Raw genomic sequence first — 15,808 nt, 5'->3', positions numbered from 1 at the left:
CTCCCAGGCGGACCAGCGGAACAAGAAGGCCGGTGCAGTCAGCCGGTAGATGGTGTTAAAGCTCGGGGCCCGGGTGCCAGTACGGCACTCGGGCCCCTCGACGCGTCCCCGAAAGAAGAGGTCTATGCCCCCTCGCAGTTCCCGCCCCGTCGACAAATTCGACGACGACGACTACCCCGCCTACACCATGGGCCGGGCCGCCGAAATGATCGGCACCGCCCCCGCCTTCCTCCGGGCCCTCGGCGAGCACCGACTGATCGCCCCTCTGCGTTCCGAGGGCGGCCACCGCCGCTACTCCCGTTACCAGCTGCGCATCGCCGCCCGGGCCCGCGAACTCGTCGACGCCGGCACCCCCATCGAAGCCGCCTGCCGCATCATCATCCTCGAAGACCAACTCGAAGAAGCCCAGCGCATCAACGAAGACCTGCGCACCCGTGGCGCCACCTCGTAACAGCGTTTCGAGACCGAACTGCCCGAGCTGAGCACCGCTGCGGCCGCGACCTGACCCGCGGCGGCAGACGTTGCCCCGGCGGCCGGGCCAACACCGTGAACCAGGCCCGTCCGCCGCACCGAGGTTCAAGAGGGCCTTGCCTCGCCTGGCCAACTCGCCACGCCCCAGCCCATGGCCGACCACCGGCAGCCCTGGAGGGCCGGGCAGGCTCCGATGCTGCCGCCCGGGTGGCGTGGTCCGGGGCAAGGAGGGAAGGCCGCCGCGCCACGCCGGTCCATCGGGTGAGCCCGGCCGCCGAGGCAGAGGCGGACCTCGAAGCGGACGAGGAATCCGGAGCCGAACCCGCAGCGGACGGCACCGGGGAATCCGCGGCTCAGCGCGGCTCTGGTGCCCCGTCCGCCCACGCACCACGCACGCAAACGGCCCCGGACGAGGAGTCCGAGGCCGAACAAGACGCCTCCCCAGGGAGAAACCCCAGTTCAGCGCGACATGCTCAGAGCCCCCTGTCGGATTCGAACCGACGACCTTCGCTTTACAAGAGCGGTGCTCTGGCCAGCTGAGCTAAGGAGGCGTGCGTGAAGCAGTGTACCCAGGTGGGCCGGGTGCGGGTTCCCAAATTCGTGAGTGCGGGGCTACTGACACCGGGGGCGGCTGCGGGTAGCGTCACGGAGAGTCCATATCAGTGGACTACACCACTCCTTTTACTCGGATCGTCCGGCACGTTCCTGCCGGTGAAGGGACTTCACCATGGCTACGGTCACGTATGACCAGGCAACCCGCATCTACCCGGGTTCCGACAAGCCCGCCGTCGACAAACTGGACATCGCCATCGAAGACGGCGAATTTCTGGTCCTGGTCGGCCCCTCCGGATGCGGCAAGTCCACCTCTCTGCGGATGCTCGCGGGGCTGGAGGACGTCGACGGAGGCGCCATCCGCATCGGGGACCGCGATGTCACCCACCTTCCGCCGAAGGACCGGGACATCGCCATGGTGTTCCAGAACTACGCGCTCTACCCGCACATGACGGTCGCCGACAACATGGGCTTCGCGCTCAAGATCGCCGGTGTGCCGAAGGCCGAGATCCGGCAGAAGGTGGAGGACGCGGCCAAGATCCTGGACCTCACGGAGTATCTGGGGCGCAAGCCCAAGGCGCTGTCCGGCGGTCAGCGGCAGCGGGTCGCGATGGGGCGTGCGATCGTCCGGGAGCCGCAGGTCTTCCTCATGGACGAGCCGCTGTCCAACCTGGACGCCAAGCTCCGCGTCCAGACCCGTACGCAGATCGCGGGGCTGCAGCGCCGGCTCGGGATCACGACGGTGTACGTCACCCACGACCAGGTCGAGGCCATGACCATGGGCGACCGGGTGGCCGTGCTCAAGGACGGACTGCTGCAGCAGATCGATTCGCCGCGGAACATGTACGACCGGCCGGCGAATCTCTTCGTGGCGGGGTTCATCGGGTCGCCGGCCATGAATCTGGTCGAGGTGCCGATCACGGACGGCGGTGTGAAGTTCGGCAACAGCGTCGTCCCCGTCAGCCGTGAGGCGCTGACCGCGGCCGCCGACAAGGGCGACACGACGGTGACTGTGGGCGTGCGCCCCGAGCACTTCGAGATCGTCGAGCAGAACGGCGCCGCCGCGAAGTCGCTGTCCAAGGAGACCGCCGACGCACCGGCCGGCCTGGCCGTCACGGTCAATGTCGTCGAGGAGCTGGGCGCCGACGGCTATGTCTACGGCACCGCGGAGGTCGGCGGCGAGGTCAAGGACCTCGTCGTACGGGTCAACGGCCGCCAGGTCCCGGACAAGGGCACCCGGCTGCACGTCGTTCCGCGGCCGGGCGAGACGCACGTCTTCTCGACGTCGTCCGGGGAGCGCCTGACCGACTGATACGGGTCCCGGCCCGGCCCGACTGATACGGGACAACCGGCGCGCGAGAGCGGTGGTGGTGGGTAGTACCCGGTACTACCCACCACCACCGCCGCCGCTGCGTTGGGCGGTGGCGCCGTGGCGGCACCATAGGGACATAACCGTGCTTTTCGTATCCGTGCGTCAACATCGAAACCGCACCGACGAGCCATTGCGTCCCTCGATAAGGTGACCAAATGTCGCCAAATCATCACTCCTCGCTACCATCGCGACCGTGAACTCCGCAGCCCGCCGCATCGGCAGAACTCTCGCCCTCGTCCTTCCCGTCGTCCTCGTGCTCTCCGGAACCCTCGCGGTCACCCGCGTCCCGTGGGCGTCGACGGCCACCGACTCCCAGGTACTGACCGCATCGTCCGGGAGGGCCTCCACCAAGGCCGGCCCGCTCGCGCCCCAGGAGGCCCTGCGCAAGCGCCTCCTGGTCGAGCTCCAGGAGAAGGATCCGGGCGTCGCCCTGACCCACCTCCAGGAGGCGACCACCAAGCGGCCCTCGCTGGCCAAGCACTGCGTCTCCATCGCCCGTGACCTCGGCCGTGCCGCGGTCGCCAAGTACGGTGCCGCACACCGCGCCCAGGCCTTCTCCCGCCCGGTCTGCGACACCTCCTTCGCCACCGGCGTCGCCGCCGCCCAGTGACCCCCGCTCGCACCGCATAGGGTGCGAACCATGACAGGTGCCCAGCATCCTCACCCCACGCAGGCCGTGGTCCTGGCCGGCGGCCAGGGCTCACGTCTCCGCCCGTACACCGACGACCGCCCCAAGCCGATGGTCGAGATTCCCGGCACCGGGACCCCGATCATCGGCCACCAGCTGAACTGGCTGGCCGAGGAAGGCGTCACGGACGCCGTCGTCTCCTGCGGGCACCTCGCCGGGGTACTCCAGGAATGGCTGGACCGGGCCCAACTGCCGTTGCGCGTCACGACCGTTGTCGAGACCGAGCCGCTGGGCCGCGGCGGCGGCCTCAAGTACGCGGCCGGCTCCCTCCCCCGCCCTGACGAGCCCTGGTACGCCACCAATGGCGACATCTGGACCCGCTTCCCGCTCCGGGAGATGGCCGCCTTCCATCACGAGCGCGATGCCGAGGCCACCCTCGCGCTGGCCCGCCCCCGTATCCCCTGGGGTGCCGTGGAGACCGACGCGTTCGGACACGTCCTGGACTTCATCGAGTCGCCGCCCTCGCCGTATCTCATCAACGCCGGTGTCTACGTCTTCTCCGCCGCGTTCGCCGAGCTCCTGCCCGACCGCGGCGACCATGAGCGCACCACCTTCCCGCGCCTCGCCCGCGAACGCCGGCTCGCCGGTTTCCCGCTGCCCCAGGGCGCCTACTGGCGTGCCATCGACACCGCCAAGGACCTCACCGAGGCCGCCAAGGAGCTGAGCGCGCACGGAGGTTGAGGAGGGAGGCCCCCGGGCCCCTGAGCCCCCGTAGGCCCCTCTCGCAGACCCCTCAAGCCCCCACCCACCGGCACCGGGCACGCTCCCTCCTGCCACCCACCGGCACCGGGCACGCTCCCCCTGCCGCCCGCCGCGCTCGCCCCGCCCCTCATCCATCCCGCACGCGCTCGCCCCGTTCTCACCCACCCCACACGCGCCCGCCCCGCTCCCCCGCCCCACACACACACCTGTCCCCGACCGCTCCCCCTCCCCGTTCACAGCCGGTGGATCCGGGCCGTACGAGGAGCGGGACGATCGGGGACAGGTAAGGGATCAGGGACAGGCCCAGGGCCGGCGACAGGCCCAGGCCCCCGGGTCAGCCCAGAAGCCCGCCGAGGCTTCCGCCGCCCGAGTCGCTGCCCGAGCCGCTGGAGCCGGTGCTGCCGGTGCCGGTGGTGCCGCCGCCGGTGCCGCCCGCCGAGGTCGGCACGTGGCTCGGTACCGGGTCGCGGGTCGGCACGGTCTGCTGGGGTGCGCTGGTGGTCGCTCCCGGCTGCCGGGAGAGGCCGCCGCTGCCGGCCGACCGTCCCGTGCCGGAGGTCGACGCGGACGGGGTGCCGGGCTTACGCGCCTTGTGCGAGGCGTTCGCCGAGGGGGTTCCGGGGCGCGGTGCGGCGCTGCCCTTGTGACGCTGGCCGGGCCGGGCGGTGTGCTTGCCGGGGCGGGGCAGCGGGGAGCCGGGGAGGTTGTTGATCGCGGGCTCGCCGGGCCGCGGGACGGTTGCGACCGTCGCGGAGCGTACGGCGCCGCCGAGCAGTGAGCCGATGAGCAGGGTCAGTCCGGCCACCACCGCGGTCATCACCGCGCCGCGGCGCAGCACCCGGCGCCGCAGGTCGGCGACCTCGACGCGGGGGCCGAGGCGCCGCCAGGCCTCGCCGGCCAGCCGCCCGTCCATGGAGTAGACGGGCGCACCCGCGATGATCAGCGGGCTCCAGGCGGCGAGGTAGATGATGTCGGGAGCGTCGTAGGCGGGGAGGGTGCGCCAACTGACGGTCATCAGCAGTACCGCGGAGAGCAGCGCGCCGATGGACGCGGCGACCCGCTGCCACAGTCCGCAGATGGTCAGGACGCCGACGACGACCTGGAGGAAGGCGACGGTCAGGCCGGCGCCGACGGGGTGCGAGACGGCGAAGTCGCGGAGCGGCACGGCCAGCGCCCAGGGGTCGAGCCCCTGCAGCCACTTGACCATCGAACCCCGCTCACCGCCGTCGAAGTAGACGGGGTCACAGAGCTTGCCCATGCCGGCGTAGACGGAGATCAGTCCGAGGAAGATGCGCAGCGGCAGCAGGACGACGCCGAGGTTCATCCGGCGGCCCGGGTAGTACGCGTGCCGCACGCTGTCGGTGCCGCGCCGCTTGGCGCCGGGGTCGTAGCCGTCCGGTGCCTGGAACCGGTCGTCGTCGTAACCGTCGTCGTAACCGTCGTCGTAACCGTCGTCGTGACCGTCGTCGGTCTGGCCGCGGCCGTCGTAGGGACCGCGGTAGGGGTGGTCGTGGTAGGTGTCGCCGTACGCGCTGCCCACGGGGCGTACGCCGCGCAGCAGCGGGGTGCGGTCGGAGTCGGCGGGGCCGCGCTGGCCGATCACGGTCGTGGCGGGGGCGGCGTCGCCGAGGCGGACCCGGGGCAGGACCTGGGTCGTGCCGACGTCCTCGCCCTGGCCGCCGTCGAGGCCGACGCCCGCGTTGCGCACCGCGTGCAGGAGTTGGGTGGTGGCGCCGGCCGTGCCGCCCGGTTCGGTGCGGCCGCTCCACACCACGGGCGTCCGGCGTCTGGCGCCGGGGGCCGAGCCGCGGAGGGCGGGGATGCGCGCGGCGTCGGCCAGGGCGCCGCGCGCCGCGGGCGCGGCGAGCTGTACGCGGAAACTGGCGTGGTTGACGATGACCTGCGCGGGATCGCACGGCACCTTGACCGAGCTCAGGCCCGGCTCGTCATCGAAGCCCGGCGAGCGTCCCCCCGTAGGCGTGCGGGGTGTTCTGGTGTCCACGCTCATCTAACCGAGTGACCCCCGGTTAAGACACTGCCTTGACCGGGTCGATCTGTCCGAGACCCGTCAAAGGATCACGGGAGCCGGGAGAGACGCCGCACGGGAGACGGGGCAGACGCCCTCCGGGACACGGGGAGGGCGCACAGAGGGTCAGGTCGTGCCCCGGGGTGCGGCGCACAGGTGCGCACCGCCCCGGGGCACCGGTGACTCAGGCGCGGCGGCGCGCCGCTTCCCACAGGACGACACCGGCCGCGACACCGGCGTTCAGCGACTCCGCGCCGCCCGGCATCGGGATCCGCACGCGGACGTCACAGGTCTCGCCGACCAGCCGCGACAGGCCCTTGCCCTCGCTGCCGACGACGATGACGACCGGACCGTCCAGCGCCTCGACGTCCTGCAGCTCCAGCTCGCCGTCCGCGGCCAGCCCGACGACCGTGAGGCCGGCCTTCTGGTACGACTCCAGGGTCCGGGTCAGGTTGGTGGCGCGCGCGACCGGCGTACGGGCCGCGGTGCCCGCCGAGGTCTTCCACGCGCCTGCCGTCATCCCGGCCGCGCGGCGCTCCGGCACGACCACGCCGTGGCCGCCGAAGGCACACACGGAGCGGACGACCGCGCCGAGGTTGCGCGGGTCGGTGACGCCGTCGAGCGCGACGATCAGCGGGTCGTCACCGACGTCGAAGGCGGCCGCGGCCAGGTCCTCGGGGTGCGCGTAGTCGTACGGCGGGACCTGCAGGACCATGCCCTGGTGGTTGAGGCCGTTGGTCATCCGGTCCAGCTCGGGGCGCGGCGCCTCCATCAGGTTGATGTCGCCGCGCTCCGAGGCGAGCTGGAGTGCGGCGCGCACCCGCTCGTCGGTGTCGATGAACTGCTGGACGTAGAGGGTGGTCGCGGGCACGCCGTCGCGCAGCGCCTCGAAGACCGGGTTACGGCCGACGACCAGCTCGGCGGTGCCCTTGGCACCGCCGCGGCGCGGGGCCGGGCGGCGCGATGCGGCCTGCCTCGCCTGGGCGTTGGCGACGCGGTTCTTGACGTGTCCCTTGCGAGCGGAGGCGGGCGGGGTCGGGCCCTTGCCCTCCAGGCTCCGGCGCCGCTTACCGCCGCTGCCGACCTGCGCGCCCTTCTTGTTGGACGTGCGGCGGTTCCTGCGCTCGCTGTTGCCGGCCATGGGTCACCTGTTTCTTCACTGCTCTCGACGTCTCGCGACGTGGAGTGGGTACGAACGTATGGATTGAGTGTCGCCCGCGGCCGCCGTGCGAGGCGAATCCGGGTGGCCGGCGGGGCGTGGGGCCAGGGTCAGGACAGCGACCAGCGCGGGCCCGAGGGGGTGTCCTCGATGGCGAGTCCGGACTGCTGGAGCTGGTCGCGGATGGCGTCGGCGGTGGCGTAGTCCTTGCGGGAGCGGGCGGCCTGGCGCTGTTCGAGGACGAGGCGCACCAGGGAGTCCACCACGCCGTGGAGGTCTTCTCCGCGGCCGGTTCCGCCGCCGGACCAGCGCTCGTCGAGCGGGTCCAGACCGAGCACCCCGAGCATCGCCCGCAGCTCGGCCAGCCGGGCCACCGCGGCTTCCTTGTCGTCGGCGGTCAGTGCGGAATTGCCCTGGCGGACGGTGGTGTGCACGATCGCCAGCGCCTGCGGGACGCCCAGGTCGTCGTCCATCGCCTCGGCGAAGGCCGGCGGCACGTCGGGCGCCGGTTCGACGGTCCCGGCCTTCTCGACGACCCGCTGGACGAACCCCTCGATCCGCGCGAAGGCGGACTCGGCCTCGCGCAGCGCGTCCTCGCTGTACTCGATCATCGAGCGGTAGTGCGGGGTGCCCAGGTAGTAGCGCAGCACGATCGGGCGCCAGCGCTTGACCATCTCCGAGACCAGCAGGGAGTTGCCCAGCGACTTGGACATCTTCTCGCCGCTCATGGTCACCCAGGCGTTGTGGGTCCAGTACGCGGCGAAGTCGTCGCCGAAGGCCTTGGCCTGGGCGATCTCGTTCTCGTGGTGCGGGAAGATCAGGTCGATGCCGCCGCCGTGGATGTCGAACGCGGCGCCCAGGTACTTGTGGGCCATCGCCGAGCACTCCAGGTGCCAGCCGGGCCGGCCGCGGCCCCAGGGGGTCTCCCAGCTGGGCTCGCCCTCCTTGGCCGCCTTCCACATGGCGAAGTCGCGCGGGTCCCGCTTGCCGGTCTCCCCCTCGCCGGAGGGCTGGAGGAGGTTGTCCAACTCCTGGTTGGACAGCTGGAGATACCCCGGGAAGGACTTCACGTCGAAGTAGACGTTGCCGTCGGCGGCGTAGGCGTGACCGCGCTCGATCAGGCCGCGCATCATCTCGATCATCTCGGGGATGTGGCCGGTGGCACGCGGCTCGTAGGTCGGGCGCAGGCAGCCGAGGGCGTCGTACGCCGTATTGAAGGCGACCTCGTTCTCATAGCCCACGGACCACCACGGGCGGCCCTGTTCGGCGGACTTCTTGATGATCTTGTCGTCGATGTCCGTGACATTGCGCACGAACGTCACGTCATAGCCGCGGTACTCGAACCAGCGGCGCATGATGTCGAAGTTCAGCCCCGACCTGATGTGCCCGATATGCGGGGCGGCCTGCACGGTCGCACCACACAGGTAGATCGAGACACAGCCCGGCGTGAGCGGGGTGAAATCGCGAATCTGCCGGGCGCTGGTGTCGTACAGGCGAATCGTCACGGAACCAGGGTAGTCGGAACGAGGCAGTGCCCCGCGACCCATTGGGCCACAGGGTGACGTATCCGTCATCGGCGTCCGATTCGCCGGACCTGCCGCCGCTTCCGGCGGACCCGTCAGATACTGCCGACCACCTTACGCGGCGTGATCCGGACGACCACCCGCTCGGCGTCCTTGCCCGACTCCGGGTTGAACTCGGCGTACGGCTTGCCGGTGTACTTCCGCGACAGCTCGTCGATCAGCTCCTGCCCGCCCTCGGTGGTGAGGGAGGCGGAGCCGCGGACCTCCGCGTAGGTGTACGGGGCGTCGAAGGGCTGGACGACGACCGAGACCCGCGGGTCACGGCGGAGGTTGGCCTCCTTGCGCCGGCCGACGGTCGTCGAGAACAGCAGGTCGCCGCCGTCCCGCTTCACCCAGACCGGGGAGACCTGGGGGCTGCCGTCGGGCTGGACGGTCGCCACGGTCACGAAGACCGGAGTATCGAGGAGCTGCTTGAGGTCGTCGGACAGGGTGGCAGTCACGAGCGGTCCTTCCTGCGGGCTTTCCGGGGCTTCCGGGGGCCTTCGGGAGGCTTCCCGGGGACGGCGATACCCCGATCCTCCCCCCAACACCCGTGCGGCGCCCGGCATTCCCACGCCATACGGGGGATGCCGGGCGCCGCATACGGAAGGACGGACGCGCCCGCCGGTTCAGGCCGTGCGGAAGACGATCGCCGTGGCGACCGCGGCCAGGCCCTCGGCGCGGCCGGTCAGCCCCAGTCCGTCCGAGGTCGTACCGGAGACCGAGACCGGCGCGCCCACGGCCGCCGACAGCGCCTTCTGGGCCTCGTCCCGCCGCTTGCCGACCTTCGGGCGGACGCCGATGACCTGCACCGCGACATTGCCGATGGTGAAGCCCTCGGCCCGGACGATCCGGGCGGCCTCGGCGAGCAGCGTCACCCCGGAGGCACCGGACCACTCGGGGCGGCTGGTGCCGAAGTGCGCCCCCAGATCGCCCACGCCGGCCGCCGAGAACAGCGCGTCGCAGGCGGCGTGTGCGGCCACATCGCCGTCGCTGTGCCCGGCCAGGCCGTAGCCGTCGCTCTCCGCCGCATCCCAGAGCAGCCCGGCGCACCACAGCTCACGGCCCTGCTCGAAGGCGTGCACATCCGTGCCGATGCCGACGAGGGGGAGGACGGCGGGCGGGACCGCGGCCGGGGCGTCCCCGGCGGGCCGGGTTGCGTGCTGCTCAGACATAGCCATCGGTGGCCCTCCTGCGGGCGAGTACGGCCTCGGCCAGGACCAGGTCCAGCGGCCGGGTCACCTTGAACGCTTCCTCGTGCCCCGGGACGACCACGACCGGCGACCCGAGCCGTTCGACCAGCCCGGCGTCATCGGTGGCGCCCTCGCCCTCGACGACGGTGTCATGGGCCTTGCGCAGGGTCGCCAGGTCGAAGCCCTGCGGTGTCTGCACGGCGCGCAGCAGGGCCCGCTCCGGAGTGCCGACCACCGGCTCCGGGGTGCCGTGCGGCTGCGGGTCGACCTGCTTGACGGTGTCGGCGAGCGGCAGCGCCGGGACGACGGCGGGCGCACCGTCGCGTACGGCGGCGATCACCGCGTCGACGGTCTCGACCGGGACCAGCGGGCGCGCGGCGTCATGCACCAGCACGACATCGATGGTGTCCGGGAGCGCGGCCAGCCCGAGCTGTACGGACTCCTGGCGGGTCTGGCCGCCGGGGACCACCTGGAGGTCGGTGCGCTCGGCGAGCGGGTGCTCGTGGAGGAGGTGGCTGACCTCGGCGGCGCCGTCGGGCGGGGCGACCACCACGATGAGCGAGACGGCGCGTGAGGCGGCCATCGCGCGGACGGCGTGCACCAGCATGGGGGTGCCGCCCAGCGCGCGCAGCGCCTTGGGGGTGCCGGGACCGAGCCGGACACCACGGCCGGCGGCGGGGATCACCACGGCGGTGCGGATCGGACGGGAGGAATCTGGCATCGACGGCTCCGGAGTCCGGGGCGAGCCCGGAATTGACGCAGACAGGTTTGTTTCCTCGGGAGAGGTGGGTATGGCCCTGGGGGTAGCCCCGGCCGGAGGCTGGGGAAGTGCCGGGCGCGACGCCTTGACCGGCCCCTTCCGTGACACCGGTCGAGGCAACTGCCCGGGCCCGGCACACACCACAGGTGGTCGGCGCTTGCCGGTCCCGGCAGGTCACCACCTCATAAGTCAAGATCGCACAGCTCATGACCCGGTTCACATGACCCGGTGCATGAGGCTCATGACACAGCAGCAGATATGCCGCAGCGCCCGGCAACAGGCCGCTTCACTGGGAAGCGGTCGTCACTCGGGCACCGCGGCATTGCTACGTCGTCGCTGCGTCGGCTCTCGCCCACGCATACGTCGTCAGGACGCGAGTACCTCGTCGAGCAGGGCCTCGGCCTTGTCCTCGTTGGTGTTCTCCGCAAGAGCAAGCTCGCTCACCAGAATCTGGCGCGCCTTCGCGAGCATCCTCTTCTCACCGGCGGACAGTCCGCGCTCCCGCTCACGCCGCCACAGGTCACGCACCACTTCGGCGACCTTGATGACGTCACCGGAGGCGAGCTTCTCGAGGTTCGCCTTGTAGCGACGGGACCAGTTCGTCGGCTCTTCGGCGTACGGTGCACGAAGCACCTCGAAGACCCGGTCCAGCCCGTCCTGGCCAACCACGTCGCGTACGCCGACGAACTCCGCATTGTCCGCTGGAACACGAACAGTCAAGTCGCCCTGGGCGACCTTCAGCACCAAGTAGGTCTTGTCCACGCCTTTGATCTGGCGAGTTTCGATGGCCTCGATCAGCGCGGCCCCGTGATGGGGATAGACCACGGTGTCGCCAACCTTGAACGTCATGTGACAGGTACCCCTTCCGTGGCTATCCATGCTAACACGGGAACGGACCGTTCTGAATGGCGTTTTCGCAGGTCAGGGCATATCTCGGGGCTTGACAACCATGACCGGAACGTGCTGCGAAGGGTCCTGGAAGGCGGGTATTCGCAGGTCGGAGGGGCTGCACGGGTGAGCGGAAACCCGCCCGTCACATACCGGGAGCGCAGTGATCGACAGGCGTAATGTCCCGCTTTGTGTGGATCCAGATGAGCGAGTTCCGCTACTCCGTTCGGCTGCTCCCGGCCCTTCGAGGACGATTCCGGAATTGATCACGATCCGGTGCCCCGAAGAGGGTGATCAATTCCGCGAGCCCTTCACATTCCCTGCGAATACTGCTTTTCCCCGGCGAGAAACGCACGGGCTTCCACCCGAACGGCCGCTTGCCGAAAATACCTTCTCCGTTCTCGGGGGTTGGCCTCGGTTCTTGAGAACCATCTCGGTGGGTGATCCCGGTGGGTGATCCCGGTGGGTGATCCCGGTGGGTGACCCCGGTGGGTGACCCCGGTCGCTGATCTCAGTCGGTGATCTTGAGAAGTGATCTTGAGGGGCTTGAGGGGTGGTCTTGAGGAGACTCTCGGCGGGGGGTCGGTGGGGGATGTCAGTGGGGGCAGGCCTGCGTTTTCCGGTGGATGGCCGGGCGTGTTGGCCCGCGGCGTGCGGGGCGCGTTGCCCGGCGGGGTGCGTTGCCCGGCCGGGTGCCGGGCGTGCCGGGCAGCGTGTTTCCCCGGACCGGCGCTCGGCGGATCTTGAACTGCTGATCTTGATCCACCGTCAGCTATTCCTGCGGGCTGTCGCGTCGGGGGCCGGGGGGCCGGGCCCGGACGGCGGTGGCGAGCTGCCGAGCGCGCTGGGGGCGGGTCGGGTGCGGCGGCGCGGGGACGGCTCGGTAACCTAGCGGCGCTGACACACCCTTAGGGCGGCTTTACGCACCCGTCGTCATGACGCGTACGCAGGGCCGTCCCAGCCGCCCATCCGCGACCGGGCACGAACGTTCGGCCGCCGTAGCTCGTCAAGGAGATGCCGCCGCCGTGAGCCGCAGCCTTCGACGCGGCGTCCTCGCCGCTACCGTCCTTTCGCTCTCGATCGCCACGCTGTCCGCCTGCGGGGCCGGGAACGATGCCCAGACGCTTCAGGTCAAGCCGGACAACGCCGCGACCTCCGTCGACGGCATCAAGATCCAGAACATCAACGTGATCACCCAGCCCGATGTGAACGCCAAGGGTCCGGCCGTGGTGGCCGCGACGGTGTTCAACAACGGCGACAAGGACCAGAAGCTCACCGGGATCTCCGTCGACGGCACCGGCCAGTCGGCCAAGCTCTCGCCGGCCGGCGGTGGCTCGGGCCCGATCACCGTGCCGGCCGGGGGTTCCGTGGTGATCGGCGGCAAGAACAACGCCTCGGCCGTCCTGACCAGCGGCCGCGAGGCCGTCAAGGACGGGAACGTGCAGCCCCTGACGTTCACCTTCACCTCGATCGGCAAGGTGAAGGCCAGCGCCTTCGTCGTCCCCGCGAAGAACTTCTTCGAGGGCTACGGTCCCTCGCAGCTGCCGCAGCCGTCCGGCTCGGCGTCTCCGTCCGGCTCCGCCAAGCCGTCGCAGTCGGGCAAGCCGTCCGGGTCGGCCAGCCCCTCCGGCTCCGGCTCGCCCTCCGCTTCGGCGCACGGCGGTCACTGACACCGCTCGCGGGGCTCGCTGACACCCTCTCGGGGGTCAGCGACACCGCCAGGCGCGACGGCAGGCAGGCAGCCGGCAAGGTCGGCAGGCTGGCCAGGGCCGGCCGTCACAGCAACGCCTCAGGGGCGCCCCTCCGGATCGGAGTGGCGCCCCTGAGGCGTGCTTCCGCCGCGCACGGGCGGGTGACCGCTGAACGGCGCGCCGCAGCGCGGCGTCACCGAGCGACTTCGCATGGCATCGCCGAGCGACGTAGCGCGGCATCACCGAGCCCCCCGCGGAGGCTCACACCGAGGCGAGGGCGGCCGGCCGAGGCAGGAGTGGCGGCGCCGGGAGTGGCCGGCCGTGCCGTAAGGCCTCGACGGCCCTGGGCAGCGGGGCGTAGGGCCGTTTACGGCTCGAACTTGTAGCCCAGGCCGCGGACCGTGACGAGGTAGCGCGGCGCGCCCGGGTCGGGTTCGATCTTGGCGCGCAGTCGCTTGACGTGCACGTCCAGGGTCTTGGTGTCGCCCACGTAGTCGGCACCCCAGACCCGGTCGATGAGCTGCATCCGGGTCAGCACGCGGCCGGCGTTGCGCAGCAGCATCTCCAGGAGGTCGAACTCCTTCAGGGGCAGGTCGACCTTGCCGCCGGAGACGGTGACGACATGGCGGTCCACGTCCATCCGGACCGGGCCGGCCTCCAGCGCCTGCGGGGTGACCTCCTCCGGCTCGCCGCGGCGGCGCATCACCGCGCGGATGCGGGCGACCAGTTCGCGGGAGGAGAAGGGCTTGGTGACGTAGTCGTCGGCCCCTATCTCCAGGCCGACGACCTTGTCGATCTCGCTGTCCTTGGCGGTCACCATGATGACCGGGACGTTGGAGCGGCCACGCAGCTGGCGGCAGACCTCGGTGCCGGGCAGGCCCGGCAGCATCAGGTCGAGCAGGACGAGGTCGGCGCCGTTGCGCTCGAACTCGTCGAGTCCGTCGGGGCCCGTAGCCGCGATGGCGACCTCGAAACCCTCCTTGCGGAGCATGTACGACAGTGCGTCGCTGAACGATTCCTCGTCCTCGACGACAAGCACTCGGGTCACGGAAGGACCTCCGGGGCTGGGTGAGCAGGGAGCGGATCGTTGAAGGTCTCGTACGGGCGGTCCTCGTCGTCGAGGCCCTCCGCGGAGGGGTCGGCGGGCCGTTCGCGGTCGCGTACGGCTCCGGCTTCCGGGAGACGCAGGGTGAAGGTGGAGCCCTGTCCCTCAGCGCTCCACACCGTGACCTCCCCGCCGTGCGAGGCGGCCACATGCTTGACGATGGCGAGGCCGAGGCCGGTCCCGCCGGTGGCGCGCGAGCGCGCCGGGTCCACACGGTAGAACCGCTCGAAGACGCGGTCACGGTCCTTTTCGGATATCCCGATGCCCTGGTCGGTCACCGCGATCTCGATCAGGTCGCCGCCGGGCGCGGAGACCCGGCGTCCGGCGATCCCGACGCGGGTACGTGCCGGGGAGTAGTTGACGGCGTTCTCGACGAGGTTGCCCAGGGCCGCGGCGAGCTGGCCGCGGTTTCCCCATACGTGCAGGTCGGCGGCGCCGCCGACGGCCATGGTGATGTGTTTCGTACCGGCCTGCTGGCGGCAGCGGTCCATCGCCTCGGCGACCAGCTCGTCGACCCGGACCGGCTCGGCGTCCTCCAGCGGGTTGTCGTTCTGCACCCGGGAGAGGTCGATGAGCTCCTGGACGAGGTTGGTCAGGCGGGTGGCCTCGTTCTGCATCCGGCCGGCGAAGCGCTCGACGGCCTCGGGGTCGTCGCTGGCGTCCATCACGGCCTCGGAGAGCAGCGACAGGGCACCGACCGGTGTCTTGAGCTCATGGCTGACGTTGGCCACGAAGTCGCGGCGGACCGCTTCTATGCGGCGGGCCTCCGTGAGGTCCTCGACCAGCAGCAGGACGAGCCGGGAGCCGAGCGGGGCGACTCTGGCGGAGACCGCCAGCGCCTCGCCGCGGCCGGTGCCGCGGCGCGGCAGATCCAGCTCGACCTGGCGTATCTCGCCGTCCCTGCGGGTGTCGCGGGCCATCTGCATCATCGGCTCGACGGCGAGCTTGCCGCCACGGACCAGCCCGAGGGCGTAGGCGGCGGAGCTGGCCTTGACGACGGCGTCGGCCTCGTCGAGGACCACGGCCGAGGAGCGGAGCACCGACAGCACGGTGTCGACCCCGGGCGGCAGCACGGCTTCCGTGTGCAGGGAGGTACGGGTGGGTTTGGCCTGGTCTCGCTCGCTCCAGCGGAACGCCAGCATGGCGAAGACACCGGTACAGAGCCCGGCGATCGCAGCCACTGCGGCGACGGCCGCGTCCACGTTCATGACTCCAGGCTATGCGCCGGGTCGGACACTTCCCCAGCCATGCGGGGCTCTGCTCGAACAGCCGTCGCCCAGAGTTCACCGTGCCGTCCGTGCTGGTTCACTCCGGAGGCCGGTGCGGGGCGGGCGGCTGCCCGGCAGATGTCCCTAGGGAAACCGCCGCGCGCACCATGCCGCCGCGGAGCTCGGCCAGGTGAACCGCGCCCCCGCCCCCGCGGCCGTGGATGCGTCGCCCAGAGTTCACCTTCACGTCGGCGCCGGTTCACCCCCGGTGGCACCGGAGGTCGCGCGGTACCCGCAGGGTGACGGTGCGGGTGCCGGACGGTTCGGCACCGGCGCGCGGCCGGACACCCTGAGCGACCGCGGGGCCACGGTCCCTGTGGAGCACCGGCACCGTGGCGGCCGGCTCCGGGCCGGGTCCGTGGAGCACCGCC

At 71.2% G+C, this 15,808-nt stretch carries 14 protein-coding genes and 1 tRNA gene; 5 read left to right on the top strand and 10 right to left on the bottom strand.

The annotated features are described in order from the left end of the window. The first annotated feature begins 124 nt into the window (after window positions 1–124). Window positions 125–451, top strand: coding sequence for a MerR family transcriptional regulator (locus tag ABR737_RS27010; RefSeq protein ID WP_350252945.1), 327 nt, complete (start codon window positions 125–127; stop codon window positions 449–451). Window positions 452–948: 497 nt separating this feature from the next. Here ABR737_RS27010 and ABR737_RS27005 read toward each other — a convergent pair. After that, window positions 949–1,022: transfer RNA gene (locus tag ABR737_RS27005), tRNA-Thr, on the bottom strand. A gap of 176 nt (window positions 1,023–1,198) precedes the next feature. On the opposite strand from ABR737_RS27005, the gene ABR737_RS27000 reads away from it, so the two are divergent. The 3 genes from ABR737_RS27000 to ABR737_RS26990 all read left to right on the top strand — a co-directional run bounded on the left by ABR737_RS27000 (window position 1,199) and on the right by ABR737_RS26990 (window position 3,764). Beyond that, window positions 1,199–2,335 (top strand): ABC transporter ATP-binding protein, encoded by a 1,137-nt coding sequence (locus tag ABR737_RS27000; RefSeq protein ID WP_350252944.1) that lies wholly within the window; start codon window positions 1,199–1,201, stop codon window positions 2,333–2,335. A gap of 253 nt (window positions 2,336–2,588) precedes the next feature. After that, window positions 2,589–3,005 (top strand): hypothetical protein, encoded by a 417-nt coding sequence (locus ABR737_RS26995; RefSeq protein WP_350252942.1) that lies wholly within the window; start codon window positions 2,589–2,591, stop codon window positions 3,003–3,005. A gap of 30 nt (window positions 3,006–3,035) precedes the next feature. Then, on the top strand, window positions 3,036–3,764 hold the full coding sequence (locus ABR737_RS26990; protein ID WP_350252940.1) for a nucleotidyltransferase family protein: 729 nt from the start codon (window positions 3,036–3,038) through the stop codon (window positions 3,762–3,764). Between the two features lie 355 nt (window positions 3,765–4,119). Here ABR737_RS26990 and ABR737_RS26985 read toward each other — a convergent pair whose 3' ends face one another. From ABR737_RS26985 to ABR737_RS26955, 7 genes are all read right to left on the bottom strand, one after another. After that, window positions 4,120–5,793, bottom strand: coding sequence for a DoxX family protein (locus tag ABR737_RS26985; protein WP_350252939.1), 1,674 nt, complete (start codon window positions 5,791–5,793; stop codon window positions 4,120–4,122). A 202-nt stretch (window positions 5,794–5,995) separates the two neighbouring features. After that, window positions 5,996–6,952, bottom strand: coding sequence for a 23S rRNA (guanosine(2251)-2'-O)-methyltransferase RlmB (gene rlmB / locus ABR737_RS26980; protein ID WP_350252938.1), 957 nt, complete (start codon window positions 6,950–6,952; stop codon window positions 5,996–5,998). Window positions 6,953–7,080: 128 nt separating this feature from the next. After that, window positions 7,081–8,475 carry a cysteine--tRNA ligase gene (cysS, locus tag ABR737_RS26975; RefSeq protein WP_350252937.1) on the bottom strand — a complete coding sequence of 465 codons (1,395 nt, stop codon included), beginning with the start codon at window positions 8,473–8,475 and terminating at the stop codon, window positions 7,081–7,083. A gap of 113 nt (window positions 8,476–8,588) precedes the next feature. Continuing rightward, window positions 8,589–8,993 (bottom strand): PPOX class F420-dependent oxidoreductase, encoded by a 405-nt coding sequence (locus ABR737_RS26970; protein WP_350252936.1) that lies wholly within the window; start codon window positions 8,991–8,993, stop codon window positions 8,589–8,591. A gap of 168 nt (window positions 8,994–9,161) precedes the next feature. Beyond that, window positions 9,162–9,707: a 2-C-methyl-D-erythritol 2,4-cyclodiphosphate synthase gene (gene ispF / locus ABR737_RS26965; protein WP_350256934.1), complete on the bottom strand. Its 546-nt coding sequence runs from the start codon at window positions 9,705–9,707 to the stop codon at window positions 9,162–9,164. Continuing rightward, entirely contained in the window at window positions 9,700–10,446 is a 747-nt protein-coding gene (gene ispD, locus ABR737_RS26960) for a 2-C-methyl-D-erythritol 4-phosphate cytidylyltransferase (RefSeq protein ID WP_350252934.1), read from the bottom strand. The genes ispF and ispD overlap by 8 nt, the downstream gene beginning before the upstream one ends. A 405-nt stretch (window positions 10,447–10,851) precedes the next feature. Then, window positions 10,852–11,334: a CarD family transcriptional regulator gene (locus ABR737_RS26955; protein ID WP_003953493.1), complete on the bottom strand. Its 483-nt coding sequence runs from the start codon at window positions 11,332–11,334 to the stop codon at window positions 10,852–10,854. A gap of 1,064 nt (window positions 11,335–12,398) precedes the next feature. Between ABR737_RS26955 and ABR737_RS26950 the strand changes: the two genes are divergently transcribed. Next, window positions 12,399–13,043 carry a copper chaperone PCu(A)C domain-containing protein gene (locus ABR737_RS26950; RefSeq protein ID WP_350252932.1) on the top strand — a complete coding sequence of 215 codons (645 nt, stop codon included), beginning with the start codon at window positions 12,399–12,401 and terminating at the stop codon, window positions 13,041–13,043. A 388-nt stretch (window positions 13,044–13,431) separates the two neighbouring features. Here the strand turns inward: ABR737_RS26950 and phoP are convergent, their stop codons facing one another. Both phoP and phoR read right to left on the bottom strand, forming a co-directional pair. Then, window positions 13,432–14,103 (bottom strand): two-component system response regulator PhoP, encoded by a 672-nt coding sequence (gene phoP, locus ABR737_RS26945; RefSeq protein ID WP_467916441.1) that lies wholly within the window; start codon window positions 14,101–14,103, stop codon window positions 13,432–13,434. A 5-nt stretch (window positions 14,104–14,108) separates the two neighbouring features. Further along, complete coding sequence (phoR, locus tag ABR737_RS26940) at window positions 14,109–15,377, bottom strand: two-component system sensor histidine kinase PhoR (RefSeq protein ID WP_350252930.1); 1,269 nt, start codon at window positions 15,375–15,377, stop codon at window positions 14,109–14,111. Between the last annotated feature and the right edge of the window lie 431 nt (window positions 15,378–15,808).

Source organism: Streptomyces sp. Edi2, assembly GCF_040253635.1.
Classification (GTDB): Bacteria; Actinomycetota; Actinomycetes; order Streptomycetales; family Streptomycetaceae; genus Streptomyces.
This window is presented reverse-complemented; position numbering and strand designations above follow the sequence as displayed.

Bases quoted from the DNA above. Each gene is read 5' to 3' on its own strand.
- ispD (WP_350252934.1), bottom strand. From the start codon at position 10,446: ATGCCAGATTCCTCCCGTCCGATCCGCACCGCCGTGGTGATCCCCGCC.
- ABR737_RS26955 (WP_003953493.1), bottom strand. From the start codon at position 11,334: ATGACGTTCAAGGTTGGCGACACCGTGGTCTATCCCCATCACGGGGCC.
- rlmB (WP_350252938.1), bottom strand. From the start codon at position 6,952: ATGGCCGGCAACAGCGAGCGCAGGAACCGCCGCACGTCCAACAAGAAG.
- ABR737_RS26985 (WP_350252939.1), bottom strand. From the start codon at position 5,793: ATGAGCGTGGACACCAGAACACCCCGCACGCCTACGGGGGGACGCTCG.
- ABR737_RS27000 (WP_350252944.1), top strand. From the start codon at position 1,199: ATGGCTACGGTCACGTATGACCAGGCAACCCGCATCTACCCGGGTTCC.
- phoR (WP_350252930.1), bottom strand. From the start codon at position 15,377: ATGAACGTGGACGCGGCCGTCGCCGCAGTGGCTGCGATCGCCGGGCTC.
- ABR737_RS26990 (WP_350252940.1), top strand. From the start codon at position 3,036: ATGACAGGTGCCCAGCATCCTCACCCCACGCAGGCCGTGGTCCTGGCC.
- ABR737_RS27010 (WP_350252945.1), top strand. From the start codon at position 125: ATGCCCCCTCGCAGTTCCCGCCCCGTCGACAAATTCGACGACGACGAC.
- ispF (WP_350256934.1), bottom strand. From the start codon at position 9,707: ATGTCTGAGCAGCACGCAACCCGGCCCGCCGGGGACGCCCCGGCCGCG.